This is a genomic window from Corallincola spongiicola, assembly GCF_004284785.1.
GTDB classification, from domain to species: Bacteria; Pseudomonadota; Gammaproteobacteria; order Enterobacterales; family Neiellaceae; genus Corallincola; species Corallincola holothuriorum.
The window spans coordinates 165,368-191,011 of the sequence record NZ_SHLY01000005.1; the positions used below are offsets into that span (position 1 = coordinate 165,368).

The window sequence follows — 25,644 nt, forward strand, 5'->3', positions numbered from 1 at the left end:
TGCCTACCTATAGCGAGCAGCCGATCGGTTGCTCGCTTAACACGATGTTGTCGATAAGGATCCCGGCTTCACTGTGCTGACCATGGTGATAGAAGCCCATGGCAACTCGATCAAGTTTTAACTCGTCAGAGCTTCGTAACCAGAGGTTTTGCCACGGCCCCAAAGATTGACCATCAATGCTGAGGTTCATACGTCCATTTGCGCCATTCGTTGAGGGAGTGGGGGTACCTAGATCAACCATCAATTCAACGCAATACCATTGGTTTGTTGTCAGTTGTGGTAGTCCTGGTGCGGGGCGGTAGCTTGGATCTCGGCAGTAGCGTCGCTGATCGATAAAACATGGCAGACGATCCCCCCAGCACTTACCATTAGGATCCCGACAGTCCATCGACATTCCGGGGTAATAGGCATAAAGGTAAGGTGCTGGCAGACCGCTAGCTAAATTGATGCCGTGATCAACTTTCACTGAAAACCAGTCATTGCCTTTAGGTCTGAAGCCGGCTTTACCGCGACTTTGGGTCGCCATAAGCCCTTGACCATGAAAACGGGCAGAAAAATCAAATCCCGTTTGGTAGAGGATAAACCAGCGTAAGTGCAGTTGTTGGTAATCCTTTGTTAGTTTACGGTTGAGCCCTGTTCCGCCCTTGCCAGGTGGCAGGCTCAGCTGCAGTACTTGATTTTGTTGCGGGCTACCTATTGGACCTGGGAACGTGACTATCTTTGCATTATTGTCTTGTTCTCCCTTTTTCCACTCTTTCAAGCCTGCATTATTCTCGAAGTCGGTACACCAAATAGCGTCTTGTTGGCGACAGTTATCAGTTTTTATGGCAACGTATACGCCACCTATCGCCAATCCGCTGAGCATTAATATCAGTGCGTTTACCGCAACCCATCGTCGTTCTATCTTCACTAATGCCGCCTTTTACGAGCTGCCGAGTGAGGGAGACAAGCGCGCCATCATATAGCTGTCGCAGTATTCACCATTTTTAAATGCGTCCGCTTTTCTTAAACCTTCTACTTCAAAACCATACTTTTTGTATAGAGCAATGCCGGCCTGATTATCAGCGAAGACCACTAATTCAATCCGTAGCAGGTTTAGCCAGTTGTCAGCTTGTGCAAGCAGCAGGGCTAGCATTTGGCTACCAATGCCCTTGCCCTGCCATTCTGGGGCAACCGTGATCGCCAGTTCCGCGCTGTGCTTACGGCGCGGATTTTGATTGGTCAGCAAGCTGCCAGTTGAGACGAGATCTTCACCGGAATAGGCCACCAAGTGGGTATGTGAGAGGTCGGCGAATAGTGGCGCAATCATCTCTACTGAGTTGTAAGGTTGGCGGGTGGTATTGGGGAATACCGCAGGCGAGGATAGCATCTTGGCTAATGCTGGTAGGTCTGTGGGGGCATACGCACGTATATCTAAGTCCATCTGATATCTTCTGTTTTGCTCTATATCGTTATTGCAAACCATAGTGCGACGGTGGACGGGTGATATCAAGCATGAATTACAGGCATAAAAAAACTCGGCGCTGCCGAGTTTTTTGCAAGACTAGGAGATTTATACGTTAAAGCGGAAGTGGATCACGTCGCCATCTTTAACGATATATTCCTTACCTTCCAAACGCCATTTACCCGCTTCTTTTGCTCCGGATTCACCGTTGTTAGCAATATAGTCGTCAAAGCCAACGATCTCTGCGCGAATAAAGCCTTTTTCGAAATCGGTATGGATCACACCCGCCGCCTGTGGTGCGGTAGCGCCGACTTTTACCGTCCAAGCACGTACTTCTTTTACGCCGGCGGTAAAATAGGTATGCAGATGAAGCAGTTCATAGCCTGCACGGATAACACGGTTTAAGCCTGGCTCTTCAAGACCCATCTCTTCCATGAATTCCGCTTTATCTTCATCGTCCAGCTCAGCAATTTCTGATTCAATAGCGGCACACACTGGCACAACAACGGCATTTTCTTCTGCTGCTATCTCACGAACTTTATCTAGATATGGGTTGTTTTCGAAGCCATCTTCATTGACGTTGGCAATGTACATGGTTGGTTTGCCGGTGAGGAAGTTCATGTAGCGGATAGCGGCTTGCTCTTCCTTGGTAAGATCCAAGGCGCGCACCATTTTACCCTCTTCGAGGTGGGCAAGGACCCGCTCAAGAACTGGGATCTCGAACTTGGCTTCAGCATCGCCACCTTTGGCTTTTTTAGCCACACGCTGAATGGCGCGTTCACAGCTTTCCATATCTGATAGCGCTAATTCGGTATTGATCACATCAATATCATCGGCAGGATCGATACGCCCTTCGACGTGGACGATATCATCATTTTCAAAACAACGAACAACGTGGCCGATGGCATCGGTTTCACGGATATTGGCAAGGAATTTATTACCCAACCCTTGGCCGGTGGAAGCGCCTTTGACGAGTCCGGCGATATCAACGAACTCCATTGTTGTCGGCAATATGCGCTGCGGATCTACGATCTTAGCCAGTTGATCCAAGCGTAGATCTGGAACGGGTACCACGCCCGTGTTGGGCTCGATAGTACAAAACGGGAAGTTGGCTGCTTCAATGCCAGCCTTAGTCAGTGCATTAAACAGGGTAGACTTGCCGACGTTAGGCAAACCAACGATGCCACATTTAAAACCCATTTTGATTATCCCCAGAAGTTAATTACTCGGCTTTAAAGCCGTGAAGTCTGTTCATGGCTTTGACTAAGCCATCTTTGACCAGGATGTCGGTGCAGCGCACAGCTTCATCAATGGCCTGATCGATCTGATCCTGCTCTTTACTCGGTGCTTTACCCAGTACATAGCCTGTGACCAGATTTTTGTCGCCGGGATGGCCAATACCGATCCGCAGACGATGAAAGTTCTTATTGTTTGCCAAGCGGGCAATAATATCTTTTAGTCCGTTATGCCCACCATGGCCACCGCCTTGCTTAAACTTGGCGACTCCGGGTGGCATATCCATCTCATCATGGGCGACTAACACCTGTTCAGGGGCTATACGATAAAAATTCGCCAATGCGCCAACGGCTTGACCGCTGCGGTTCATGAAGGTCGATGGAATTAACAGACGAACGGTTTCGCCGTTCAATTGGATCTGGGCAGTGCGCCCATAGAACTTGCTTTCCGCCTTAAGAGTTGCACCGTGGCTCCGGGCAAGTTCTTCAACATACCATTCACCGGCGTTGTGGCGGGTTCTTTGATATTCTGGGCCTGGATTACCCAGGCCCACAATCAGTAGGATATCTTTGCTCAAGTGTGATTACCCGGGCAATTATTCCTCAGAGGCTGCTTCTTCAGCATCGCCAGCTTCAGCTTCGTCGTCAGCAGCAGCGCCTTTCGGTGCAGCAATACCAACCAATGCTTGGTCGTGACCTTCGCCTTTGCCCAGTTCAACTAAAACAACGCCTTCTGGCAGTTTAATGTCGGACAGGTGCAGAGTTGAGCCTTGCTCTAAGTCAGCAACATCAACTTCGATGAACTCAGGCAGATCTTTAGGCAAACAAGCAACTTCTACTTCAGTGATGTGGTGAACAACAACGCCACCCGCTTTCACTGCTGCTGAAGTGTCTTCGTTAAGGAAGTGAACTGGTACTTTAGTGTGAATTTCGTGAGCCGCATCAACGCGCAGGAAATCCAAGTGCATGATCTTTGGCTTATAAACGTGACGCTGAACATCTTTCAGCAAAGCTTCAACCTTCTCACCACCGATGTTCAGGGTCAGAATGTGGCTGTAGAAACCTTCGTTTTCAGACGCTTTGAATACCTTGTTATGGGCCAAAGTCAATGAAATGGCTTCTTTGTCACCGCCATAGAGGACTGCAGGAACTTTATCCGCGTGACGTAGGCGGCGGCTCGCACCTTTCCCCAGGTCTGTACGGATTTCTGCATCCAGAGTGTAGAGATCAGACATGTGTGTAACTCCAATTAAGTAATTTTTGCCCGTCTTTTGCGACCAAAGAACGGACCCTGCCTTCAAAAGGCGCGGTATCCTAACACTTCACACCGACACGCTCAATTTAAAAAGCAAGAAAGGAGCCTAAAGGCTCCTTTCTTTTCACGAAGACAGCGAACAGATTAACTAAACATCGCTGAAATCGATTCTTCATTGCTGACGCGACGGATCGCTTCGGCCAACAGACCGCTCATGGTGAGCTGTCGAACATTAGGCAGTTTTGCCATGTCTGGGTGCAGCGGAATAGTGTCTGTGACAACGACTTCATCAATCACTGAGTCACGGATGTTGTCGATCGCACTACCTGAAAAGACAGGGTGAGTTGCGTAGGCAAATACACGTTTAGCGCCGTGAGACTTCAATGCTTCGGCTGCTTTACAAAGTGTGCCACCGGTATCGATCATGTCATCAACTAAGATACAGTCGCGGCCTTCCACATCACCAATGATATTCATCACTTGAGACACGTTGGCTTGTGGGCGACGCTTGTCGATGATCGCGAGGTCGGTTTCTAACAGCTTCGCCATGGCGCGTGCGCGAACAACGCCACCAATATCGGGAGAGACAACAATCGGTGCTTCAAACTGCTTTTGCTTGAGATCGTTGAGCAAGATAGGTGTACCGAATACGTTATCAACAGGGACGTCGAAGAAGCCCTGGATCTGCTCAGCATGAAGGTCAACGGTTAATACGCGGTCTACACCAACGCTAGACAGGAAGTCAGCAACCACTTTGGCTGTGATAGGTACACGTTGTGAGCGTACGCGACGATCCTGGCGGGCATAACCAAAGTAGGGGATTACCGCAGTGATTCGGCCAGCTGAGGCGCGACGCAGGGCGTCAACCATAACAATCAATTCCATGAGATTGTCATTGGTCGGTGCACAGGTGGATTGGATAATAAAGATATCCAGACCACGGACGTTTTCTTTAACCTCTACGCTGATTTCACCGTCACTGAAACGGCCGACAGTGGCGGAACCCAGTTTGATGTAAAGACGTTCGGCAATCTTTTCTGCGAGTTCCGGTGTAGCGTTTCCGGCAAAAAGCTTCATATCAGGCACAGGCTGACCCTCGGAGCATTAAAAGTAAGTGGCTGGGATACCAGGATTCGAACCTGGGAATGGCGGGATCAAAACCCGCTGCCTTACCGCTTGGCGATATCCCAATAACATGTCTTGGTTTACGTATTCAGATACTTTAGCAGAGGAGATGAGTTGATACCTTGTGCAACAAAGCCTTGGTAGGTATCGGCTGCTGCAGCAAGGCAGGCATTTGCCTGTATTTGACTGTCAAACTGTGCAAAAACACAGCTGCCTGTCCCCGTCATCCTAGCCGGCGCGTATTCTAGCAACCACTGTAAGGCCTTTTCAACCGCAGGGTGCTTGTCACACACCAGTTTTTGACAATCATTGTTGAGCTGCCACAAATCTTCGGGCAGTTTCTCCAGTTTTTTTGTATTTCTTGGTAAGGCCGGATCGCAGAACACCTCTGCGGTGCTGACATGGCAATCAGGTCGTAATACCACGTACCAAGGTTCTGGCAATGTCACTGGGCGTAATTTTTCACCGACACCTTCGGCGTAGGCGGCTTTACCACGGACAAACACCGGTACGTCGGCGCCAAGAGACAGGCCTATATCTGCTAGCTGCGCTTCAGATAACCCTAGTTGCCAAAGCTGATTGAGGCCATGGAGCGTTGTCGCTGCATTTGAGGAGCCTCCGCCAATACCACCGCCCATTGGTAGCCGTTTTTCCAATTTAATGTCAGCGCCTAGCGTGCATTCAGTTGCTTGCTGCAGTTTTTTGGCTGCTTTTATAATTAAATTGTCGGCATCAGCCACCCCAGGTAATGATGGGGATAAAGTGAATTCGCCATCACTGCGCAAGTGAAAGCTTAAGGTGTCGCCGTAATCCACAAACTGAAACACTGTTTGCAATTCATGGTAGCCATCAGTGCGGCGGCCATTGATGTGTAAAAACAGATTCAGTTTGGCTGGGCTGGGCAGTGTCAGTGCCGTGTTCGTTGTTTGCGCTGTCATTGATCTTGGAGTTCCCACTTGCTGATCACCAATTTAATCGTGATCTCTGGGCCGTGAATGGTCATTTTTCTTGGCAGCCAATGGCCACCTGCTTGTTGATACTCACGATAGTCTATTTGCCAAAGTAAACCGTCGTCGGTTTGCAACGATTGACTGGCAAGCTTGCCGCTACTGTCTAACACATGTTTTGCGTTTGGCTGACTGAGTCGCCCTAAGATCCAATCGGGGAGGGTGCTGACAGGGAGGCGCCAGCCTGTTGTTTGGTAGATCAGACGTTCTGGTGCGCGGGAGTGATAGGTTTCGCCATCCACTTTTAATACCGCTTGGTATTTGTCACCTTCAAGCTCCATTAAAGAGGTACCAATGAAGCTGGTGAGCATTAACTTGTAGTCAGCCCCAGCAAGCTGCCAGTTGAGATTTGCCGTATTGGATTCTTCAGCTGTTTTGATCGCTACTTTGCCACGCACCTGCCAGTGTGACAGCGTTGTCAGTGATTGCTGGTGCTGGGCAAAAGCTTGTGCAGGATCCGCGACCTCGGGGGCTTCCACGACAGGAGTTTGCGGGCAACCGAATAAAAACAGGCTGAAAAATAGCAATAAGCTGGTGGCAGCGTAAGGGCGAAAACAGTGAAATGCAGATCTCATTATGTGCTCTTATTTATAACGGTTTTTGTCGAGCAATGTTGGTTCGCGTGGATGGCTAAGCAACAAGATGTGGTTGGCAAGTATACCTTGGCGGTTTAAGCAGGCAACTGTTCGACTTCCTTGTTGGCGCCGATTTACGTAAAATCATCGGATTGAGTATAAATTAATGATGGTTTGTTTTCTTCATGGCGCTATACGCCTTCGGTATTAATCATAAAACCGCTTCGGTTTCGGTCAGAGAGCAGGTGGCATTTTCGCCCGACACTCTGGTCGATGCGACGCGTGCGTTGCAGGCGAATAATGGTGTCCACGAGGCTGCTATTGTATCGACTTGTAACCGTACCGAGATCTATTGTCATGCTGACGATGGGTTGGCTGAAAACCTGGCTGCCTGGTGGGCAAATTATCATGGATTACCCCAAGCGCTGCTGAATGACTGTCTCTATCAATATCAGGATAATGACGCAGTGCGTCATTTGATGCGGGTTGCCAGTGGGCTCGATTCCTTGGTACTGGGTGAGCCACAGATCTTGGGGCAGGCAAAGCAGGCGTACGCATCAGCGCGAGCGGCGAATACGCTGGGTACTATTTTAGATCGCCTTTTTCAGCAAGCGTTTAGCGTGGCCAAACGGGTGCGTAGTGAAACTGAAATTGGCGCCAGCGCAGTTTCTGTCGCCTATGCTGCAGTGAATCTGGCGAAGCATATTTTTGGCTCGTTGGATAAAAGCCGGGTGATGTTAGTGGGAGCGGGTGAGACCATCGAACTGGTGGCGCAGCATCTGGCGGAGCAAGGCGTGCGCCAGATAGTTGTAGCAAATCGAACGGTACCGCGGGCGTTGGAGTTGGCTGATCGTTTTCATGGCGAAGCGCTGACGCTTAGTCAGATCCCCGAGCGCATGGCGGGTGCCGATATTGTCATCAGTTCGACTGCTGCGCCGCTGCCAATCATTGGCACCGGCATGGTCAGTGCCGCACTTGCTGAGCGTAAACGCGCGCCGATGTTGCTGGTTGATCTGGCCGTTCCTCGAGATATCGAGGCACAGGTGGGAGATCTTGATGATGCTTACCTCTATACTGTCGACGATTTACAAGGGATCGTGGAGCAGAATGTGGCCTCTCGCCAAGATGCTGCGGCGGAGGGAGAGCAGATCATTGCGGATTACGTGGTCGCCTTTGAAGGGTGGCTGCGTGGTCAAAGTGCGGTAGACACCATTCGTTCTTACCGTCAACTTGCTGAAGAGACCCGTGACGAGTTACTGGAGCGGGCATTGAAGAATTTGCAGTCAGGGGTTTCACCTGAACAGGTGTTGAATGAACTGGCTTATAAATTGACCAACCGACTTATCCATTCTCCGACCCGGGCGTTAACTGACGCAGGACAGGCGGGCGAATTGGAAAAACTCAATCTAATAAGAGATGTACTGGGCTTAGATCTGATTAAGAACGGCTAACATCTTATTCCGAGGAAAGATGAAACCATCTATCTACGCAAAATTAGAAGCGCTGAATGAGCGCTATGAAGAAGTACAGGCGCTATTGGGTGATCCTGGCACCATTGCTGATCAAGACCGCTTTCGCGCGTTGTCGAAAGAATACTCTCAGCTTGAAGAAGTGATCCAAGGATTCCATCGTTATCAGCAGGCCGAGCAAGATCTGGAAGCGGCTGAAGAGATGCTTAAAGATGATGATCCCGAAATGCGCGAGATGGCGCAGGACGAGTTTAAAGAAGCAAAGTCTGCGGTAGAGCAGCTCTCTGATGAGTTGCAGATCTTGCTGATCCCTCGCGATCCGAAAGATGACAATAACGCCTACCTTGAAATCAGGGCTGGGGCCGGTGGTGATGAAGCCGCGATTTTTGCCGGTGATTTGTATCGTATGTATGGTCGCTATGCCGAGCAGCTGGGTTGGAAGATGGAGCTGGTCAGTGCCAATGAGGGCGAACATGGCGGCTATAAAGAGGTCATTGCCCGCGTTGTCGGCAGTGGTGTCTATGGTCGGATGAAATTTGAATCTGGCGGACACCGTGTGCAACGAGTACCTGAAACTGAGTCGCAAGGACGGATCCATACATCAGCTTGTACTGTGGCGGTGATGCCTGAGGTTCCAGAAGCGGAAGCGATTGAGATCAACTCTGGCGATCTGCGCGTCGATACCTTCCGCGCCAGTGGCGCTGGTGGACAGCACGTTAACAAAACTGACTCGGCAATACGTATTACTCATATCCCGACGGGTGTTGTGGTCGAGTGTCAGGATGAACGTTCACAGCACAAAAACCGAGCTAAGGCGATGAGCGTGTTGCAGGCTCGACTGCAGGCTGCTGAAGATGAAAAACGTCAGGCCGAAGAAGATACGATGCGTCGCAGCTTAGTAGCAAGTGGCGATCGTTCTGAGCGGATCCGTACCTATAACTTCCCCCAAGGGCGGGTTAGCGATCATCGGATTAATCTGACTTTATATCGCTTGGCAGAAGTGATGGAAGGTGAATTGGACGCGGTATTACAGCCTATTATTCAAGAGCATCAGGCGGATCTTCTGGCTGCGTTGGCGCAAGACAACTAAGACCGTTGGTCGGGATAGCTCGCGATATGCACTCCATAGCCGCCTTACTGCGCTGGGCGAAATCAGCTTTGGCTGACTGTTCTGATTCGGCCTCTTTGGATGCCGATGTGTTGCTCTGTTTTTTGTTGGATAAGCCTCGTAGCTATCTTTTGACTTGGCCGGAAAGGGAGCTGGATGAAGAGACTGAACAGGCTTTTCGTCAGCTCGTGGCGCAGCGGATCGCAGGTCATCCTGTGGCTCACTTAACGGGAGTGAGAGAGTTTTGGAGCTTACCGTTGGCGGTGAGCCCTGATACGCTTATTCCCCGTCCAGATACCGAAGTTTTGGTGGAGGTCGCATTAGATTTACCTCTGCCTGCGTCTGCGCGAGTGGTTGATTTGGGTACTGGTACCGGAGCGATTGCCCTCGCGTTGGCGAGTGAGCGGCCAGCCTGGCAGATTTATGGCGTAGATCGCATGGCGGGTGCTATCACGTTGGCAAAAAGCAATGCTCAGCGCCTTGGATTAGAGCAATGCCAGTGGCAACAAAGTGATTGGCTCGCTTGCTTCAGTCGTTCACCATTGTTCGATTTGATAGTGAGTAATCCTCCCTATATTGATGCCAATGATCCCCATCTGCGTGAGGGGGATGTGCGTTTTGAGCCATTGTCTGCCTTGGTGGCAGAGGAGTCTGGCTTAGCTGATATTCGCACGATTTGTGAACAGGCTAAAACACACTTAGCTTCACCGGGTTGGTTGTTGATAGAGCATGGTTGGCAGCAAGGCGCGCAAGTCGCAGCGTTGTTTGAAAGTGCCGGCTTCGTTGAAGTGAAAGTGATAAATGATTATGCCGGGAACCCTAGGTGTACCTTGGGTTGTTGGCAAAGAGATAGCGAATAGATTCACGAATCAGAGTGAATGATGGGATGAAAGCAATACAGCAGATGATGGAGAAAAATGATGTTGGCTGAGAACTATATGATGTTGAAACACCTGCATATGACGTTTGCAGTGCTGAGTATTTTTCTTTTTGTGTTTCGCTTTTTTCTACAGCAATTTGCAGTAGGAATGGCGTCTGCTAAGTGGTTGAAAATTCTACCTCATGTCAACGATACATGTTTGTTATTGACTGCGGCACTGCTGGCAATCGCTTTGCAGCAGTACCCACTAAGTGACGCTTGGCTGACTGAGAAGGTGTTGCTGTTAGTGGTTTATATCGTCTTGGGCCTGTTTGCCTTGAAACTCGGTAAAACTGCCACCATAAAGCGCATATCCTTTGTTCTCGCCGTGGCGACATTTGGTTTTATTCTCTACTTGGCTCGTAGCAAAGCACCGATGTTGCTGGGATAAGCCTGTGGAGCTTAGTAAAAATTTAGATAGAGAAAACTTAAAGTTGACTGTGCAGTTTGATATTAAAGCCGTGACCGCGAGGTCGTTAGAGCTATCTTCGAAATTACAGAAGCGTTTTGTTACCGCGCAAACCCTGCTGCACTTAGATAAGTGGGCATGGGATGCGGCACAGCGTACAGCCTATTATGATTCGATGGATGCCAGGCTTGCAGCTTTTCATGAATATCTTTATCAAGAGCTAAAGTTTCGGCCACAAGCGGAAAATTGTTTAAGTCCAGATAATGGCTTAGTTGACAGAGTGATAGAGCAGTCTGCTGGTAGCCCTATCGTGATGTCTATGCTGTATCTTTACCTGTTGCAATACAGTGAGATCCCTTGTGCCATCGTCGAGTACCCCGGCGCAGTCTTGGTACGTATTGATGATCAGCAATTGGGATATCGCTATATCGATGCTACGGACGGTCGTGAGTTGCGCTTTGCTGAAATGGAAGCTCGATTGCGCGGTATTCGTGGTGATCTGGCTCGTTTGTCAGACGATATGCTGCAACCGATTGATGAGGATCAGGCATTGAGTCGTTTGCTATTGGGTTTAAAGGCGGCATTGATCCGTGAGGAGCGCTTCGCGGAGGCTTTGATTTGCTGTGAGCAACTGCTGACTTTGAATCAGGATGACCCATTTGAGGTGCGAGACCGAGGGTTTTTATTACAGCAGTTGCAATGCTTTCCGTTGGCTTTAAAGGACTTTGAATTCTTTTTGCAAAAATGTCCCGATGATCCCTCGGCGCCGCTGCTAAAAACTCAAATGCGTCAAATGGCTAGCGAACAGGTTGTGTTCCACTAATCTTAGGTCAGGTGCTGTCGCAACCGGCAATGACGGTACCCATTTTTATAACTTATTCAGCAACCCCAATTAAGAGAGATTGTTATGGCACAGCAGGTTGTGAAGATTGGCGATATTCAAGTAGCAAACCAGGCTCCTTTTGTACTGTTTGGTGGTATGAATGTTTTGGAATCGCGAGACATGGCGATGGCGGTTGCTGAGCATTATGTGACCGTAACCGAGAAGCTGGGGATCCCTTATGTTTTTAAAGCCAGTTTTGACAAAGCTAATCGCTCTTCTGTGTTCTCTTATCGTGGACCGGGGATGGATGAAGGGCTAAAAATATTTGAAGAGCTTAAAAGCACTTTCGATATACCAATTATCACGGATATCCATACCTGCGAGCAGGCTGCGCCGGTCGCTGAGGTGGTGGACGTTATCCAATTACCGGCATTTTTGGCACGGCAAACCGATCTGGTTGAAGCGATGGCGAAAACCAATGCAGTTATCAATGTCAAAAAGCCGCAGTTTCTCAGCCCCGGGCAGATGAAGAATATTGTCGATAAATTTGCCGAGTGTGGTAACGAGCAAATCATTCTTTGTGAACGCGGTAGCTGCATGGGCTACGACAACCTTGTCGTTGATATGTTGGGTTTCGGCGTGATGCGAGATGCTTGTGACAATGCACCGATGATTTTTGATGTTACCCATGCCTTGCAGTGTCGAGATCCGCTAGGTGCTGCATCTGGTGGTCGTCGCCATCAGGTGACAGAGTTAGCACGTTCCGGTATGGCCGTTGGCTTGGCAGGGCTGTTTTTGGAATCTCACCCTGATCCTGAAAGCGCTCGTTGCGATGGCCCTAGTGCACTGCCACTAAACAAGCTGGAAGCCTTTTTGTCTCACGTTAAAGCGGTTGATGATGTGGTGAAATCGCTGCCGGATGTTGATACCAATTCCTGATGAGTAACAAGCTCCCGCCGCTTAATGCGGTTAAGACTTTTGAAGCGGCTGCCCGCCATTTAAGCTTCACTCGAGCGGCGGAAGAGTTGTTTGTAACGCAGGCGGCGGTCAGCCACCAGATAAAAGCACTGGAATCCTTTCTCGGTGTGCGCCTCTTTCGGCGCGCCCATCGTACTTTGCTGCTGACGGAAGAGGGACAAAGTTACTTTCAGACAGTCAGCCCTCTGTTGCGCGCTTTGTCAGAAGCGACGGATAGAATGATGGCGATGCGGGCCAGTGGTGCGTTAACTGTCAGTCTTACGCCGAGTTTTGCTATTAGTTGGTTGGTTCCCCGGCTAAGTGAGTTTAGTGCCAAGTACCCTGAAATTGATGTACGGATTAAAGCAGTGGATAAAGAGTCTGGCCCATTGGATGATGACGTGGATGTTGCATTCTTCTACGGACGTGGTCGCTGGCCGGGTTTGGAGTCGTGTAAGCTGCACTCAGAGTATCGGATCCCTGTTTGTGCGCCGCAGTTATTGCAGGGTACTCATCCGCTGAAAACGCCTAATGATCTGCAATACTACTCACTACTTCATGACGGTAGCCGTCAAGACTGGAAGCGGTGGCTGCGACAAGCATCGGCTAAACACGTCAATGCTAATGTCGGCCCGATATTTAGCCATTCAACTATGGCGTTACAAGCCGCTATTTTGGGGCAGGGAGTGGCGCTAGGACATACCACGCTTGCTAGGCCAGACATCGAGAGTGGTCGCCTGGTTGTGCCGTTTAAAACCGCCATGTTGAGTCGTGATTCCTATTTCCTGGTCTTTCCTGACGAGGATGTTGATAACCCGAAGGTGGTTGCGTTTAAGGCGTGGGTGATGGAACGGGTGATGAAAGAGCAAAATTATTTAGTCGGGATCCAACCTGAGCCGATGGATGGCTCATATGAGTGAGCCGCTTCCGTTTCAACTTATTAGTCAAGCTGATAAACCTATTGCCCGTATGATCATGGCCCATGGGGCGGGTGCGGGTATGAATTCTGAATTCATGGCGCAAATGGCTTCGCTTGTTACTACGCAGGGGATTGAGGTTATACGTTTCAATTTTCCCTATATGGTCAAGATGACAGATGAGCAACGGCGACGTCCCCCTGATCGTATGCCGATTTTGATCGCGGCCTTTAAACAGGTTATGCAGCAATTTGATGATGAACTGCCATTGTTTCTTGCCGGCAAGTCGATGGGCAGCCGTGTGGCCGCTAATGTGGCTGCAGAGACTGAAACGGCACTTGGGGTGATCGCTTTTGGCTACCCATTTCATCCGCCTGGTCAGCCAGATAAGTTGCGCCTGGCGGAACTGCATAGTTGCCGAGTACCGACGTTGATCTTGCAGGGGCAACGTGATCCGTTTGGTAAAGAGGATGAATGGCCAGGTTTTAAGCTGCCCAATGATGTGTCGATTACCGCGGTTATTGATGGCGAGCATAGCTTTATTCCGCGTAAGCGCAGTGGAACGACTCTCGCGGAGAATATGATTTTTGCGGCATCGCAAGTGGCCAAATTTGTACATCAGCAAGTCACCGTTGTCGGCGATAAGAGATAAAATAGTTATGAAAAAAATTGCCACGATAGCGGCGCTGATGATGGCGACGGGAATAGCCTTGGGTGCTTTTGGGGCTCATGGTTTAAAGCATCGTTTGTCGCCAGAGTTAATGGCGGCCTTTAATACTGGGGTGCAATATCAGATCTATCATGGCTTAGGCGTACTGGCACTCGTCGCTTTGTCTCTTTACAGCAAAGTGTCGCTGCGTAGTGAAGCCATTTGGTTAATTCTTGGGGCGACCCTGTTTAGTGGAAGCCTTTACCTGTTGGCAGTTTCAGGTATAGGTGTTATCGGTATGATCACCCCTATAGGGGGCTCTGCCTTAATCTTAGGCTGGTTATTAGCCGCCAAAAAACTTTGGCAGGAGATGTCATGAACGCGCTGTTACTTTATTGTCGGCCCGGGTTTGAAAAAGAGTGCGCCGCAGAGATCACGCAGCGCGCTATGAGTGTATCTGCAGGCTATGCGGAAGCAAAGCCAAACACAGGTTATGTCTTGTATCGATGCTTCACTGAAGGCGATGCGGAATATTTGGTTCGTCGCTTGCAGTTCTGGCGTCTGATTTTTGCTCGTCAGATGATCGCTTGTGTTGCCCATTTGCAGGATATGTCGGTTGAAGATCGTATCTCTGAAGTTGTAGCGGCCGCGTCAGAATTTCCGCTATGCGGAGAATTGATGGTGGAGCCGGTTGATACCAACGAAGGTAAAGAGCTGAGTAAGTTCTGCCGTAAGTTTTCAGTGCCACTGCGCCAGGCGTTACGTAAACATAGAAAGCTGACAGACAAGCCGAAAGCGGACAAACCTGTGTTTCATCTGTGCGTACTTGATGGAGCAGAGATGATGTTGGGTTACTCGATTCCAGGCAATAATAGTCGCTTTGAAATGGGAATACCGAGGCTACGTTTGGCTAAAGATGCTCCGAGTCGATCAGCGCTGAAGTTGGAAGAAGCTTTCATGACATTCGTCCCCCCGGAGGAGATGGAGAAGCGCGTTACATCGGGCATGAATGCTGTTGACCTTGGCGCCAGCCCGGGAGGTTGGACTTATCAACTGGTACGCAGAGGCATGATGGTATCTGCGGTCGATAACGGCCCGATGGATGAAGGACTAATGGAAACCGGTCAGGTGAAGCACTTCATGGCGGATGGCTTTGGCTTTGAGCCAAAACGTAAAAATATCACCTGGCTGGTATGCGACATGGTTGAAAAGCCTGGCCGCATAGCTCGTTTGATGGGGCAGTGGTTAGCTAATCGTTGGTGTGAAGAAGCGATATTTAACTTAAAACTGCCAATGAAACAACGTTTCAGCGAAGCAGAACGCTGTTTAGAGTTAATGAAGCAGTTCTTACGAGATGAAGGAGTAAGATACCAAGTGACAGCAAAGCACCTCTATCACGATAGAGAAGAGATCACTGTACACTTGCGTCGGGAGCCTCGTCGAGACCGATAGATGCCCAGGCGCTCGCGCCGGGTACTATGCAGTCGTATTTATACCACTGCACACAAATCTGAACAGGGTGGCGCTGCCCAGGCTTCATTTGTGCGGCGCCGCATTCAACTTCGCCTTTTCTAATGTTAACCACTTGCCCGTACTTATGCTGGCCATCAAAGACACTGTAGCTCGGGCAAGCATTATCCGGCCATGAATCCAACTCAGTGAGTGGCTGTTGGGCGACGAACTCTTTTAGTTCTTGTTCTGGTTGTTTACCCGCTTCGAAGTAAAAACCGCGACACCAACGTTGAGTATGTCTATCGAGATCGCAGTCACCTGCTTGAAGCTGCATTTCTGCTGCAACCTTCTTTGCTACCGTTGGCACGGCTTGCAACTTGGGACGGTAGGTTTTGGGTTTGAGCTGCTCTTCGTAATCGGGAAGTTGATAGGTGTCACCTTCTATCTGGGTATGAGCATTTGCTAGGCGAGGCACTTCTGTAACATCAAAGCTATGTTGACTATGCATCCAGAATCCCCAAGCGAATAAGCCTAAGCCTACAGGGATAGACAACATGAATGGACGAAATGCATAAGCAGCACCGACGCCCCAGTTTCGAGCGAAACAGGAAGCTCCAGCTACGCCCCATATGATCACCGCTAAATATACTGTGATCGGTAGCGTTGGATTAGTACGTATTACGCCGTCCACAACAAAAAGGGCGGTTGCCGCCAAAATTAACAGGCTGAAAACCCAACGAATCAATACCAGCAATCTACTTCTCCTAAAACAGTCGGTGCCCGTTTACCGACAGATCGTTGATTCTACCACTGTTCATAAAATCAGCAAGCTAATCGAGTGGTGTGTAGGGGTGATATTGTTGAATAAATGTATTAAAGGTATTTTTAAGCTGATTATCGTTGATACCGAGTGAAACAGCTAATTCCTTGGTTTCTTTGTTTTTTAACGTCATTTCACCCGTTGCCATAAAGTGCTGATAAAGCTGGCTACAAAGTTTTAACAGGTGAGCGTAGCCGATCGCTTTTCTGCTGGCATTGGGGGCAACACGTTCAGCGGCAAGGAGCAGCGCGTTCAGGGCGAAAGGCGGAAGCTGCCAGCGCTTGGCGAAGGCAAGGCTTAGCGATTCCAATCGCAGGTTGTCCTGCTGTTTGAACCAAAATCCGGGGCGTTGCCCGTTGTTTTGTATGTTGGCTGGGCGGGTGGCAATGAGTTCGGGAGACAGTAGAAAGCCCGCACATTGGGCTGTGGAAATGATGCGGGTCTTTTCTATATCTGCAAATTTGGTTTGCTCTGCCATGAGAGAACAAAAAGCGCTATAGCACTCAATCAGTGAACTAAGTGTTCGTTGATATGGTCCAGCGTTGGCCTCAAGGGCTTCTAGCATAGCGTTACGCTGCACTAAGGGAGATGCACGCTCGAGTCCTAGCATCATTAAGATCTGTTTCGGGTCGCTGACGTTAAGCTGACGGCGGCTTAAGCGTTGGGCTTGCAGCGCTAAACGTGACAATAGGGAGGGGTATTCGGTTAATAATCTAGCTAATGCTGGTATGTCAGGCTCTTCTAATTCAAATAGGTAAGCCACTTCAGTAATTTTTTCTGGGCTGAGTGTTTCTTGCCGGGCTATTTGTAGGCCGTCAAGTAAGGTGATGGATTGTGCTTGCATCTGCTGCCAGCCACGGATCAGTCGAGCGAGAAAGTGACGTCCTTTGTCGATCTGGGTGGGGTAGCGCTTTATTATGCCGCTGATATTGCACTGCTGAATATCTAGATCTTTAGTGACCACAGAGGTGATAATAGCTTCGCGCCTGTTTTGCCGGCCAATCACTATGGCATGTTGTTTATCTTCGGTCTTAATGACAGCCCCTGGCTGAATAGGTGCGAAGATCTGTGCGGTTTTATTAATTAGCTGTCGATCAAAGGCGTGCCGTCTGCGGCCTAAGGCGTAGCGGATGATTTGTCTGGGACGTAAGCCTGTGCGGTTGGCTCGGGGACAAATCTGCTCAGAAAAAAAACTGCACCAACTCAGTAGCCTGACCGCTGGTGTCAGCTGATAGCCGGCGAGAGCTGGGTAGCCAGAGCCGTCCATTTTGGCTGCATGCCCAGCGACGGCTTCCAGCCAAAGTGCGGAGGTGACTCCTGCGGCACTCAACCACTGCTTGGCACGATCACCACGGTTATGCCATTGCAGTGTTTCTTGCTCGTTAAAACGGGTGCCATCAAAGCGATTATTGTTTAACTGCAAGTCAGCAATATCTTTGCTGATGGCCGCAGCGATCAATGGTACGACGTGGTGGCTGCTCCAATGGCTTTGATAACCAAGTGCACAGGTCAAGATGGCACAATTAAGCGCTTCGTTAACTGCCAAACTGAACTTGTCATTGTGCAGCGACAGGTGGGCAATGATCACCGGGGCATCAAGAGGGTAAGACTGATAGATGATTTTTGCTAATTTGTGTACGCCAACGACAAATTGACTCGATGGCCCGTCGGTGCTCAAGCGAAATAGCTTATCCACCGCCAGATAAAGAGTATCAGGGTGTTTAATATGTAATGACTTGTCTACTGCTCTAGTTTTCATGACGTAACAGCTGTCGCTAAAAGGTTATAGGTGATTCACCATGGGATCACTGTACCATCGTAGTTCAACATGCGTCCTATTTGATTTTCATCGATATTTTCGATCACTCTTACCATGCTGTCGACTGACTTTGTGGTTGATATTAAGGCATTCGCACCACCCATCTCGGTTTGCACCCAGCCAGGATGAAGCGCGACAACTTTTATCTCATGGTTGTATAGATCCAGAGCAAGGCTTTTGACTACGGCATTCAGGGCTGCTTTGGAACTGCGATAGATATAACTTCCACCAGAACTATTGTCAGCCATGCTCCCCATTTTGCTGCTAATACAGACCATGATCTTTTGCTGGCTTTGCGCTACCTGTTGTTGAAACGCCTGACAAACCAAGAGTGGTGCGATGGCATTGGTGGTAAATACTTCTTGCCAGTCGTTTTGACTAATCTCGCCGAGAACAGAGCCTTTCGGTCCATAAACGCCTGCGTTATTGATCAGGATGTCGATGCGGGCAGTGCTCAGTTTATTTGCTAACTGTTCAATGCTTTCCGGAGCGTCAACATCTAGGGCATGCATTTGTAGCTGGTCTTTATGAATGCGCTTCAACGAATGCAACTGATGTGCTTCGCCAGGATGACGGCAGCAGGCGATGACTTGATATCCTTGTTGCAGATACTTTTCGACAAAGGCCAGGCCGATACCTCGGTTTGCCCCTGTGATCATGATGGTTGATGAGTTAGTCATGACTTGCTCCCTGATAGCGAATATCGCTCATGGAAAACCCCAGTGGGATCTCCGTCCTGTACGTCAGTATTTTAAAGTTAGTGTGTAGCTTTTCCTGTTGCTCATGCAGCTTTAATGAAATTTTTTCCGGTATATCCTCAGCCCGTAGCAATGCGTCGATGGTGGTATAACGATTGAGTAAAGAGCTGGCTGTCTTCGCACCAACACCTTTGATACCTTTGATGTCATGACTATTGCTTCCGACCAGCGCATTGAACAAAGGTAGCTGATGGGGATGAAGCTGGTAGCGTTGTTGATAGAAATTGATGTCCAGAAATTGTCGGGCGAAACAATCCCATTGGTGTACCTGTGGCGACAGAAGTTGTCCGAATCCGTGGTCAGTGGAGATGATGATAACATCGGCGTGGTGACACGACTTGCTGCTTAGTGTCGCGATTAGGTCATCCGCTTCATCTGACTCTGACAGTAGCGAGTCGACTCCCATCTGCCAAAACGCTTCTTGTATCTGTTCTAAGCCTAGCTTCAGTGCGCTGGGCATTCCCTTGCGACTAATTTTATAATTCGCCAATAAGTCTCGACGCCAATTGGGTTGATCACCATCGAACACACACAGCGCGTGGGTTGGTCTGTGTTGTTTAACGACACGATTCAGGGTCTGTGTGCAGCGTGATAGCGTTTGTTCTAGGGCATAGTGTTCAGAATGACGAGAGCAGGCAGCATAGATACGGCGCACCATATTCATGCCATCAAGCAATATAATGCGTCCTCGTTGGCCGGCTTGTTTATTAAGCGCGGACGGTGTAACAGGGGACATAGTCGCTTCCGGGCAATTTCATGCGTTGCTGTTCGACAAACGCTCTGAGTAGTTTATCTAACATCTTCATTAGCATCGGATCACCATTGATTTCAAATGGTCCGTGTTTTTCAATCGCTTTCATTCCCTCTGCTTTTACATTGCCGGCAACAATAGCAGAGAAGGCACGTCTTAGATCGGCGGCAAGTGCAGCTTTATTTTGATCTTTGTGCAGGTTGAGCGCAGCGATATTGTCATGGGTAGGCTCGAACGGTAGTTGAAATTCGGGTTCGATTTTTAACGACCAGTTAAAATGATAGGCATCACCAATAGTCTTTCGATACGCGCGTACATCAGGCATTGATTCTTTTAACACACGAGCGGCTAGTGATGGATCGCCTATCACTATGCGATATTTGTTTTGTGCTTCAGGGCCTAATGTGGCGCCAACAAATTGATCTATTTGATGGAAATACTCTGCAGACTCTACCGGCCCCGTGAGTACGATAGGGAAAGGTTGCTTGGCATTTTCTTCATTGAGCAAGATCCCGAGCAAATACAAAAGCTCTTCTGCCGTACCTACGCCGCCGGGAAAGATGATAATACCGTGAGCAACGCGAACGAAGGCTTCTAAACGTTTTTCTATATCTGGCAATATCACCAGTTCATTAACGATAGAGTTGGGCGGCTCGGCGGCAATAATGCTGGGCTCTGTTAGTCCAAGGTAGCGACCATTTCTGACTCGTTGCTTGGCGTGGCTAATGGCGGCGCCGCGCATCGGGCCTTCCATTGCTCCTGGACCACAGCCTGTGCAGACATTGAGTTGTCGGAGTCCGAGGGCATGACCTACCTCGAGGGTATATTGATGTTCGATATCGGAGATAGAGTGGCCACCCCAACACACCACCATATTGGGATCAGATTGCGAATGCAGTGCTCCAGCATTACGCAGAATATCAAAGACAACATGAGTTAGGTGTTGAGAGTTGGTCAGATTGATATAGGCATTATTTTGGTACCTGTCACTGACATAAACGATGTCTCTGAGAACAGAAAATAGATGCTCTTGTATGCCCCGAATAATCTCGCCATCAACAATCGCTTCTTCCGGGGGGTTGATTAATTCGATTTTAACCCCGCGCTCTCGGCGTAATACATTGATATCGAAACTTTTATAACGCTCAAGGGTTTCTTTGCTGCTATCGGTTTTGCTGCCAGAGTTCAAAACCGCCAATGAGCAGTTCCGATACAGGCGATAGAGTTGACTGGTGGAACTGGCTTTTAATCGTTCGACTTCTAATGGGGACAACAACTCCATGCTGCCGGAGGGACTTATTTGGGTGATCATAGGGCACCTCTCATAGGAGAAAGCCCCCAGCTATTGGGGGCATGATGATTTGGGAGACGGATAGCTATTTGATAACGAGTTGATTCCGGCCACTTTCTTTCGCTGCGTACAGCGCTTGATCGGCGCGCTCGAATACGGTTTCGGTGTTTTCACCTTTATTAAAGGTTGCCAGGCCGATAGATACGGTTACCGTGACATTTTGTCCCTTAAATTTAAAGGGCAGTTTTGATACCGCAATACGTAGTTTATTCATCGGTTGTGTGGCCGATTCAGCAGTTTGCTCCGGTAGGATCAACACAAACTCTTCACCGCCGAAGCGACAGATAAAGTCGGTTTTTCTAACTGTTTTACCGAGTAGCTTAGCGATTACCTGAAGGGTCTTATCACCGGCGATATGGCCGTAGGTATCGTTAATGTTTTTGAAGTGGTCGAGATCTAACACGGCAATAGAGAGATCTCCGCCGTAGCGCTTCCAGCGTTGATATTCGATCTCTAATCGTTCATTGAAGGCTGCTCGGTTAGGCAGTTGAGTGAGACTGTCCAGGTAAAGCTGTTGCCGCTGTTCGTTCAACCTACTGCGATACGATTTAGCGTCCTCTTCTAGGGTATCAATACGATTTTGCATCGCCATCAGCAACTCGTTGAGACTTTGCTCCTGCTCGGCTAAACGTTCTCTTTTCTCTAATGCACTGGCGATCTCTTGCAGATGCAATCGGACTTTCTCTTTTAATAAATCGAGATCATTGGCCGCATCAACTTCTGCCCCCAGCTTCTCTATCTGGGTCTTTAATGCACTGTTAACCTCACGGCTTTGTTCGGTCAGCAGTTGAGAATTTTGCAGGGTTTGGGTGACGGCACCATAAACAGTGCTAAGTGCTTCATTGAGGTGGTTTAAAAACGCTTCTGATGACTTTCTTTCTTGTTGGACACTTTCCACCAAGAGTTTTATTAGTTCAATACAGTAACTAAGTAACTCATCAATATCGTTGGCCAGGCCGACTTTTTGTTTCAGTTGTTTGAGCCGAGTATTGGCTTCGTTATCAAACTCTACTTCGGTCATCAGTGCTAGTAATTCGTCACTGAATTCCCGCTTTAACTTTCTAACCTGTTGCGGTGCAGCTGTGTCGCCACTGCCTGCGGCATCGTACGCGTGATTATAGAGTTCAACGAGCTTTTGCAGATGAGGTAGAAAATCGTAAACAGACTGTTCGACTTTACCGCTTGAATCTATTAATGAGCGCAGATCTCGGCGCAACTGAGGTGGTAACCCTCGCCACTGCTGAAGATTTTTGCCTGATGTTTGGAACTGGTCTCTGGTGTAGCTGAGCTGCTTTTCAACATGGCTGGTATGACTATTGAGCAACTGATCGATGCTCAACAACAATTTGTTGGCTTTCTCAATGCTAAGGTTTTCTGTTAAATGACCTCGGAGTAATGCCAACTTGTTGTCGAGCTCAATGTTTTGCCCTTTACATGCGAGGGATAACTTATTTATCAGCTTATAAAGTGCCGCCGCTTCCTGTTTGTAGCGGACTTCGAGTTGCTGGTAAGCCTGCTGAGATTGCTGCAACTTTTGGCTGACCAATGCAATATTTGCACTTGCTGGTGCGGATTCCGTCATCATTATCTTCCTGAACTTACCACTGGCATCCACCTACTCTAGGAATTCAACTATAAACATAGCGTCTTTTACAACTATTTGATGATTGAATTCAGATATCAGTCATTAGGCCATTCAATCAATTGTTTATCGTGTGACGCTTGTACCTTTACTAAGCCTTTTCTTAAGCCTAACAAGCATCCTGTTCTTGCGTCATTATTGAACAGGGTGCCGGGCGTTGCATCGATCGCATGGAGTGTTACCCAGGCTGACTCGCCATTGATCACTCGCAGTTGATTAGCGCCATTTAAAGCCAAAACCAGTAGCTCGGGAAGGTTATTGCTGTCTATGGCTCGGCTTGCTTTTGATAAAAATGGCATACTAATAACACCAATAGAGTACAGTCGGGCGCGCTCAGACAGTGCCAATGCCTCAAATATGTCGTCGAGAATGGCTTGCACCTTCTTTACTGCTTGCTCTGATGTCAGGTAATTCGTTCCCGTTAGGCAAGCGCATAGGACATACTCTCTTGGGTGAAAAAATTTCAGCTCAGAGGTTATATTGGCTTGAATTAATTCGCCAAACTTTGCATCAAACAGCCGCCCTGCTTTAAACCCTTTTTGAACATAAACCTGCTTTAGTACAGGTAGCTCAATCAACAAGTAAAAGCTTTTGTAGTCTTTGCCTTGAGCATCACTTTCACTATAGAAAATTTCATGTTGCTTTTGTGCATCAGTGATTTTCTGTTTGAGGAAGTCATGCAAATGTTGTGTCCCCAGAAGTCCTGTCGTGGGGTGGAGGAATTGCTGTTTTTTTAATTCGACCGTCTGCCGTTTATTGCCTAGATAAAGGCGCAGAATGAGTATCAACAGCAGTACGCATATGGCTGTTATGGCCAATGAAATTATCAACCAGCTACTCTGTTGCTCATGTTCTATAGATGTATCTTCAAGCTGATTTCTTAAGCTTTGGAGGGTACGTTGTAATTGCTGCTGTTGATAGCGCTCGTCTGATACTTGAGCAGGGGGTAACAGCGCCTTATCAGGCCGCTGGTAATCACTCGCCTTACGTTGATGGTGGTAAGCGTCTGCAAACAATTCTTTGTCAGCGTAAAGCGTGGCCAATAGCAAGTGCGCTTCTGCCGGGGTAAACAGGTACTCACTTTCAGAAGAAAGTTTAAGTGATTGATGAGCGTGTTGCAGAGCCTCATTTACACTGTTTTGCTTATGTTTTAGTTTTGCCATCAACAGGTGAGATGCGCCAAGGTAATGATCTCTGCTGGCGGTTGTTAACTCCTGGAGCGAGCGTTCAAGGTAGCGCTGCGCATTGACGTAATCGTCTTGATGGAGATAGATCTGGCCAATATTATGATATAGCAGCCCGAGTTTCGTGGCTGTTGGGTGGTTTCTTGTGAGTTCTAATGCATTTAGGTAATGCAGCAGTGCGGTGTCGTACTGTCCTTGCTGTTCGTAGATAGTGCCTAAAAAGTTTAAACTATGGGCTAAATTCGAATCATCATTAAGCGATTGATAAATCTCTGCTGATCGCTCTACATAGTCTTGTGCTCTGGAGTAGTTTGACAGCTGTTTATAAACCAACCCTAGGCGACCAAAAATATACGCGGACAAGCTATCGTCTTTTGCTTTTTCAGCGATTGAAAGCGCCGATAAAAGGTACTTTATTGCTTGCTGCGATTGTAACAGCCCCTTGTAGGATTGGGCTAAATACACCCTTGTCCATGCCTTTAACAGTGGGTCATCAGTTTTTTGCGTTAGCGCCAGCGCGGCTAACATATGCTGACTGCCGAGGCTAAATTGTGCTTGATCGTTATAGGCGCGGCCAATGGCTTCATGCAGGGCATGCTTAAGTAGGCGAGGGGATGCCCCCGAATTATTGGCGAGTAATTGCAGGGCGCGGTCGAAGCGCTTGATCGCTGTGGGTACATCGTTATCAAAATAAGCCGCGATTCGTCCTTCAATTAATAGCGCTTCGGCTTCCAGGGAGCTATTGGGGGAGCTGGCGATTTGCCGTTGAGCAAAGTGCAGATGGTGTTTTGCTTTTTCCGCTTGGCTTTTTTCTTCGACATAAGTTGCCGCAACTAGGAGATGAGCACGGGCTAACAGCTGACCATCGGCTGGTGTTTCTGCGCCGGTTAACTCGGTGAGGACCAGTTCTCTGGCTTTTTGCGGGTTCTCAATTAACAGCGAGCGAGCTTCCGTGAGCAGGTCCAAAGCTGCGTCAGTACCCCACGCAGATGTATGGAAGAGCAAGATGCAGAAAACAAAGGATAGTTTTTTCAACAAGCCACTGACGTAATTAATAAAATGTTCCTGCATAGTAAAAGTTCTGACAGCAAATCGCGACCCTATTATTGCCGTGCCATTCTAATATTCGTTGGCAGTGGTTCAAAATTACTTCTAAATGGATTGATATCTAACCCCCCTCGTCTTGTATATCTAGCATAAACAGTGAGTTTATCTAATGCGAAGCGAGATTGTAGGTCAGTAAAGATCCGTTCAACGCACTGCTCATGAAATTCATTGTGATTGCGAAATGACACTATGTATCGCAGCAGCGAGGCGTGGTTAATCTGTTGGCCTGTGTAACTGATCATGACGCTTCCCCAATCGGGTTGATTGGTGATCAGGCAATTTGATTTTAGTAGATGGCTTTGCAGTTTTTCACTAACGATTTTTTTATCGCTACCTGCTTTGAGAAGCGCTGGTTGGTAGTCATAATCAGTGATGTCGATATCTTGGTTATCAATGAGATCGGCGTCAAAGCCGGTAATTTTTTGCTTTTCAAAGCTATCCAGCGTTGCCAACGACACATCAACTTCCGCCTCTGCGCACTTGGAAAGGTCCTGCTTTAATATCATTTGCACCGTTGCCCAATCGGAGAACGTGTGCTGGTTGAAGCTATTCAGGTACAGTTTAAACGACTTCGATTCAACCAAATTTGTGGAAGTGCAGGGTATGGCGAAGGTAGCAATGGCTACCTGAGGTAAGCCCTTTTCGTTTAACCATGATAATTCATAGCCAGTCCAGATATCACCGCCGTGGAACGGGAGGTCGTTTGTCACTCCTATCTGTTCACGATTTAGGCGTCGTGGCACGGGTTGTAACAGCTCGGGAGCGTAGTGCTGGCGATATTCGGTCTTTTCGCCCAGAGCGAGGTTAGATAGATCAGGGTGATTGTCGTAAGCGCTAGTCATAATAGAACTTGGTTGGTTAAACTGAT

At 48.5% G+C, this 25,644-nt stretch carries 26 protein-coding genes and 1 tRNA gene; 10 read left to right on the forward strand and 17 right to left on the reverse strand.

All coding sequences use genetic code 11. From position 1 onward, the window contains the following. Positions 1-7 precede the first annotated feature (7 nt). The 9 genes from EXY25_RS14350 to lolB form a co-directional block, all read right to left on the reverse strand. A complete protein-coding gene (locus EXY25_RS14350) occupies positions 8-910 on the reverse strand; it encodes a hypothetical protein (protein ID WP_130567288.1) in 903 nt (300 codons plus the stop codon). Positions 911-922: 12 nt separating this feature from the next. Further along, positions 923-1,423 (reverse strand): GNAT family N-acetyltransferase, encoded by a 501-nt coding sequence (locus EXY25_RS14355; protein WP_165419372.1) that lies wholly within the window; start codon positions 1,421-1,423, stop codon positions 923-925. A gap of 129 nt (positions 1,424-1,552) precedes the next feature. Next, positions 1,553-2,644, reverse strand: coding sequence for a redox-regulated ATPase YchF (ychF, locus tag EXY25_RS14360; protein ID WP_130567290.1), 1,092 nt, complete (start codon positions 2,642-2,644; stop codon positions 1,553-1,555). Between the two features lie 22 nt (positions 2,645-2,666). Further along, a complete protein-coding gene (gene pth / locus EXY25_RS14365) occupies positions 2,667-3,257 on the reverse strand; it encodes an aminoacyl-tRNA hydrolase (RefSeq protein WP_114338956.1) in 591 nt (196 codons plus the stop codon). A gap of 18 nt (positions 3,258-3,275) precedes the next feature. Continuing rightward, positions 3,276-3,914, reverse strand: a complete 639-nt coding sequence (locus tag EXY25_RS14370) for a 50S ribosomal protein L25/general stress protein Ctc (RefSeq protein ID WP_130567291.1) — start codon at positions 3,912-3,914, stop codon at positions 3,276-3,278. 164 nt (positions 3,915-4,078) lie between these two features. Further along, entirely contained in the window at positions 4,079-5,020 is a 942-nt protein-coding gene (locus EXY25_RS14375; protein ID WP_114338958.1) for a ribose-phosphate pyrophosphokinase, read from the reverse strand. A 29-nt stretch (positions 5,021-5,049) separates the two neighbouring features. After that, positions 5,050-5,124 (reverse strand) — tRNA-Gln (locus EXY25_RS14380). Between the two features lie 15 nt (positions 5,125-5,139). After that, positions 5,140-5,997, reverse strand: a complete 858-nt coding sequence (gene ispE / locus EXY25_RS14385; RefSeq protein WP_130567292.1) for a 4-(cytidine 5'-diphospho)-2-C-methyl-D-erythritol kinase — start codon at positions 5,995-5,997, stop codon at positions 5,140-5,142. Next, a complete protein-coding gene (gene lolB / locus EXY25_RS14390; protein WP_114338960.1) occupies positions 5,994-6,641 on the reverse strand; it encodes a lipoprotein insertase outer membrane protein LolB in 648 nt (215 codons plus the stop codon). The genes ispE and lolB overlap by 4 nt, the downstream gene beginning before the upstream one ends. Before the next feature lie 185 nt (positions 6,642-6,826). Between lolB and hemA the strand changes: the two genes are divergently transcribed. The 10 genes from hemA (at position 6,827) to rlmM (ending at position 15,344) form a co-directional block, all read left to right on the forward strand. Beyond that, positions 6,827-8,092: a glutamyl-tRNA reductase gene (gene hemA / locus EXY25_RS14395; RefSeq protein ID WP_130567293.1), complete on the forward strand. Its 1,266-nt coding sequence runs from the start codon at positions 6,827-6,829 to the stop codon at positions 8,090-8,092. A gap of 19 nt (positions 8,093-8,111) precedes the next feature. Next, a complete protein-coding gene (gene prfA / locus EXY25_RS14400; RefSeq protein ID WP_114338962.1) occupies positions 8,112-9,200 on the forward strand; it encodes a peptide chain release factor 1 in 1,089 nt (362 codons plus the stop codon). 26 nt (positions 9,201-9,226) lie between these two features. Further along, a complete protein-coding gene (gene prmC, locus EXY25_RS14405) occupies positions 9,227-10,078 on the forward strand; it encodes a peptide chain release factor N(5)-glutamine methyltransferase (RefSeq protein WP_130567294.1) in 852 nt (283 codons plus the stop codon). Positions 10,079-10,138: 60 nt separating this feature from the next. After that, positions 10,139-10,528 (forward strand): SirB2 family protein, encoded by a 390-nt coding sequence (locus tag EXY25_RS14410; RefSeq protein WP_114338964.1) that lies wholly within the window; start codon positions 10,139-10,141, stop codon positions 10,526-10,528. Positions 10,529-10,532: 4 nt separating this feature from the next. Then, on the forward strand, positions 10,533-11,369 hold the full coding sequence (locus EXY25_RS14415; RefSeq protein ID WP_165419373.1) for a SirB1 family protein: 837 nt from the start codon (positions 10,533-10,535) through the stop codon (positions 11,367-11,369). 84 nt (positions 11,370-11,453) lie between these two features. Then, a complete protein-coding gene (kdsA, locus tag EXY25_RS14420) occupies positions 11,454-12,308 on the forward strand; it encodes a 3-deoxy-8-phosphooctulonate synthase (protein ID WP_114338966.1) in 855 nt (284 codons plus the stop codon). Next, positions 12,308-13,246, forward strand: coding sequence for a transcriptional regulator GcvA (locus tag EXY25_RS14425; protein WP_130567296.1), 939 nt, complete (start codon positions 12,308-12,310; stop codon positions 13,244-13,246). Before kdsA ends, EXY25_RS14425 begins: the two co-directional genes overlap by 1 nt. Next, positions 13,239-13,895, forward strand: coding sequence for an alpha/beta family hydrolase (locus tag EXY25_RS14430; protein WP_130567297.1), 657 nt, complete (start codon positions 13,239-13,241; stop codon positions 13,893-13,895). The genes EXY25_RS14425 and EXY25_RS14430 overlap by 8 nt, the downstream gene beginning before the upstream one ends. Positions 13,896-13,902: 7 nt before the next feature. Beyond that, positions 13,903-14,271, forward strand: coding sequence for a DUF423 domain-containing protein (locus EXY25_RS14435; protein ID WP_114338969.1), 369 nt, complete (start codon positions 13,903-13,905; stop codon positions 14,269-14,271). Beyond that, positions 14,268-15,344, forward strand: a complete 1,077-nt coding sequence (rlmM, locus tag EXY25_RS14440; protein WP_114338970.1) for a 23S rRNA (cytidine(2498)-2'-O)-methyltransferase RlmM — start codon at positions 14,268-14,270, stop codon at positions 15,342-15,344. The genes EXY25_RS14435 and rlmM overlap by 4 nt, the downstream gene beginning before the upstream one ends. Here rlmM and EXY25_RS14445 read toward each other — a convergent pair. The 8 genes from EXY25_RS14445 to queF all read right to left on the reverse strand — a co-directional run bounded on the left by EXY25_RS14445 (position 15,304) and on the right by queF (position 25,618). Next, complete coding sequence (locus tag EXY25_RS14445; protein ID WP_130567298.1) at positions 15,304-16,098, reverse strand: hypothetical protein; 795 nt, start codon at positions 16,096-16,098, stop codon at positions 15,304-15,306. The two genes, rlmM and EXY25_RS14445, sit on opposite strands and share 41 nt — an antisense overlap. A 76-nt stretch (positions 16,099-16,174) precedes the next feature. Then, positions 16,175-17,923 carry an HD domain-containing phosphohydrolase gene (locus EXY25_RS14450; RefSeq protein ID WP_130567299.1) on the reverse strand — a complete coding sequence of 583 codons (1,749 nt, stop codon included), beginning with the start codon at positions 17,921-17,923 and terminating at the stop codon, positions 16,175-16,177. A gap of 35 nt (positions 17,924-17,958) precedes the next feature. Next, a complete protein-coding gene (locus EXY25_RS14455; protein WP_130567300.1) occupies positions 17,959-18,663 on the reverse strand; it encodes an SDR family oxidoreductase in 705 nt (234 codons plus the stop codon). After that, entirely contained in the window at positions 18,656-19,477 is an 822-nt protein-coding gene (gene xni / locus EXY25_RS14460) for a flap endonuclease Xni (protein WP_130567301.1), read from the reverse strand. Before xni ends, EXY25_RS14455 begins: the two co-directional genes overlap by 8 nt. Beyond that, positions 19,449-20,804 (reverse strand): nucleotide 5'-monophosphate nucleosidase PpnN, encoded by a 1,356-nt coding sequence (gene ppnN, locus EXY25_RS14465; RefSeq protein WP_114338975.1) that lies wholly within the window; start codon positions 20,802-20,804, stop codon positions 19,449-19,451. The genes xni and ppnN overlap by 29 nt, the downstream gene beginning before the upstream one ends. Before the next feature lie 64 nt (positions 20,805-20,868). Next, complete coding sequence (locus EXY25_RS14470; protein WP_130567302.1) at positions 20,869-22,428, reverse strand: GGDEF domain-containing protein; 1,560 nt, start codon at positions 22,426-22,428, stop codon at positions 20,869-20,871. 95 nt (positions 22,429-22,523) lie between these two features. Beyond that, positions 22,524-24,740, reverse strand: a complete 2,217-nt coding sequence (locus EXY25_RS14475) for a tetratricopeptide repeat protein (protein ID WP_130567303.1) — start codon at positions 24,738-24,740, stop codon at positions 22,524-22,526. A 32-nt stretch (positions 24,741-24,772) separates the two neighbouring features. Further along, positions 24,773-25,618, reverse strand: a complete 846-nt coding sequence (queF, locus tag EXY25_RS14480) for an NADPH-dependent 7-cyano-7-deazaguanine reductase QueF (RefSeq protein ID WP_130567304.1) — start codon at positions 25,616-25,618, stop codon at positions 24,773-24,775. Positions 25,619-25,644 lie beyond the last annotated feature (26 nt).

Excerpts from the sequence above, each read along its gene's own strand:
- EXY25_RS14355 (WP_165419372.1), bottom strand. The coding sequence starts at position 1,423 with ATGGACTTAGATATACGTGCGTATGCCCCCACAGACCTACCAGCATTA.
- ychF (WP_130567290.1), bottom strand. The coding sequence starts at position 2,644 with ATGGGTTTTAAATGTGGCATCGTTGGTTTGCCTAACGTCGGCAAGTCT.
- EXY25_RS14370 (WP_130567291.1), bottom strand. The coding sequence starts at position 3,914 with ATGTCTGATCTCTACACTCTGGATGCAGAAATCCGTACAGACCTGGGG.
- ispE (WP_130567292.1), bottom strand. The coding sequence starts at position 5,997 with ATGACAGCGCAAACAACGAACACGGCACTGACACTGCCCAGCCCAGCC.
- lolB (WP_114338960.1), bottom strand. The coding sequence starts at position 6,641 with ATGAGATCTGCATTTCACTGTTTTCGCCCTTACGCTGCCACCAGCTTA.
- hemA (WP_130567293.1), top strand. The coding sequence starts at position 6,827 with ATGGCGCTATACGCCTTCGGTATTAATCATAAAACCGCTTCGGTTTCG.
- prfA (WP_114338962.1), top strand. The coding sequence starts at position 8,112 with ATGAAACCATCTATCTACGCAAAATTAGAAGCGCTGAATGAGCGCTAT.
- prmC (WP_130567294.1), top strand. The coding sequence starts at position 9,227 with ATGCACTCCATAGCCGCCTTACTGCGCTGGGCGAAATCAGCTTTGGCT.
- EXY25_RS14410 (WP_114338964.1), top strand. The coding sequence starts at position 10,139 with ATGTTGGCTGAGAACTATATGATGTTGAAACACCTGCATATGACGTTT.
- kdsA (WP_114338966.1), top strand. The coding sequence starts at position 11,454 with ATGGCACAGCAGGTTGTGAAGATTGGCGATATTCAAGTAGCAAACCAG.
- EXY25_RS14425 (WP_130567296.1), top strand. The coding sequence starts at position 12,308 with ATGAGTAACAAGCTCCCGCCGCTTAATGCGGTTAAGACTTTTGAAGCG.
- EXY25_RS14430 (WP_130567297.1), top strand. The coding sequence starts at position 13,239 with ATGAGTGAGCCGCTTCCGTTTCAACTTATTAGTCAAGCTGATAAACCT.
- EXY25_RS14435 (WP_114338969.1), top strand. The coding sequence starts at position 13,903 with ATGAAAAAAATTGCCACGATAGCGGCGCTGATGATGGCGACGGGAATA.
- rlmM (WP_114338970.1), top strand. The coding sequence starts at position 14,268 with ATGAACGCGCTGTTACTTTATTGTCGGCCCGGGTTTGAAAAAGAGTGC.
- EXY25_RS14450 (WP_130567299.1), bottom strand. The coding sequence starts at position 17,923 with ATGAAAACTAGAGCAGTAGACAAGTCATTACATATTAAACACCCTGAT.
- EXY25_RS14455 (WP_130567300.1), bottom strand. The coding sequence starts at position 18,663 with ATGACTAACTCATCAACCATCATGATCACAGGGGCAAACCGAGGTATC.
- xni (WP_130567301.1), bottom strand. The coding sequence starts at position 19,477 with ATGTCCCCTGTTACACCGTCCGCGCTTAATAAACAAGCCGGCCAACGA.
- ppnN (WP_114338975.1), bottom strand. The coding sequence starts at position 20,804 with ATGATCACCCAAATAAGTCCCTCCGGCAGCATGGAGTTGTTGTCCCCA.
- EXY25_RS14470 (WP_130567302.1), bottom strand. The coding sequence starts at position 22,428 with ATGATGACGGAATCCGCACCAGCAAGTGCAAATATTGCATTGGTCAGC.
- EXY25_RS14475 (WP_130567303.1), bottom strand. The coding sequence starts at position 24,740 with ATGCAGGAACATTTTATTAATTACGTCAGTGGCTTGTTGAAAAAACTA.
- queF (WP_130567304.1), bottom strand. The coding sequence starts at position 25,618 with ATGACTAGCGCTTACGACAATCACCCTGATCTATCTAACCTCGCTCTG.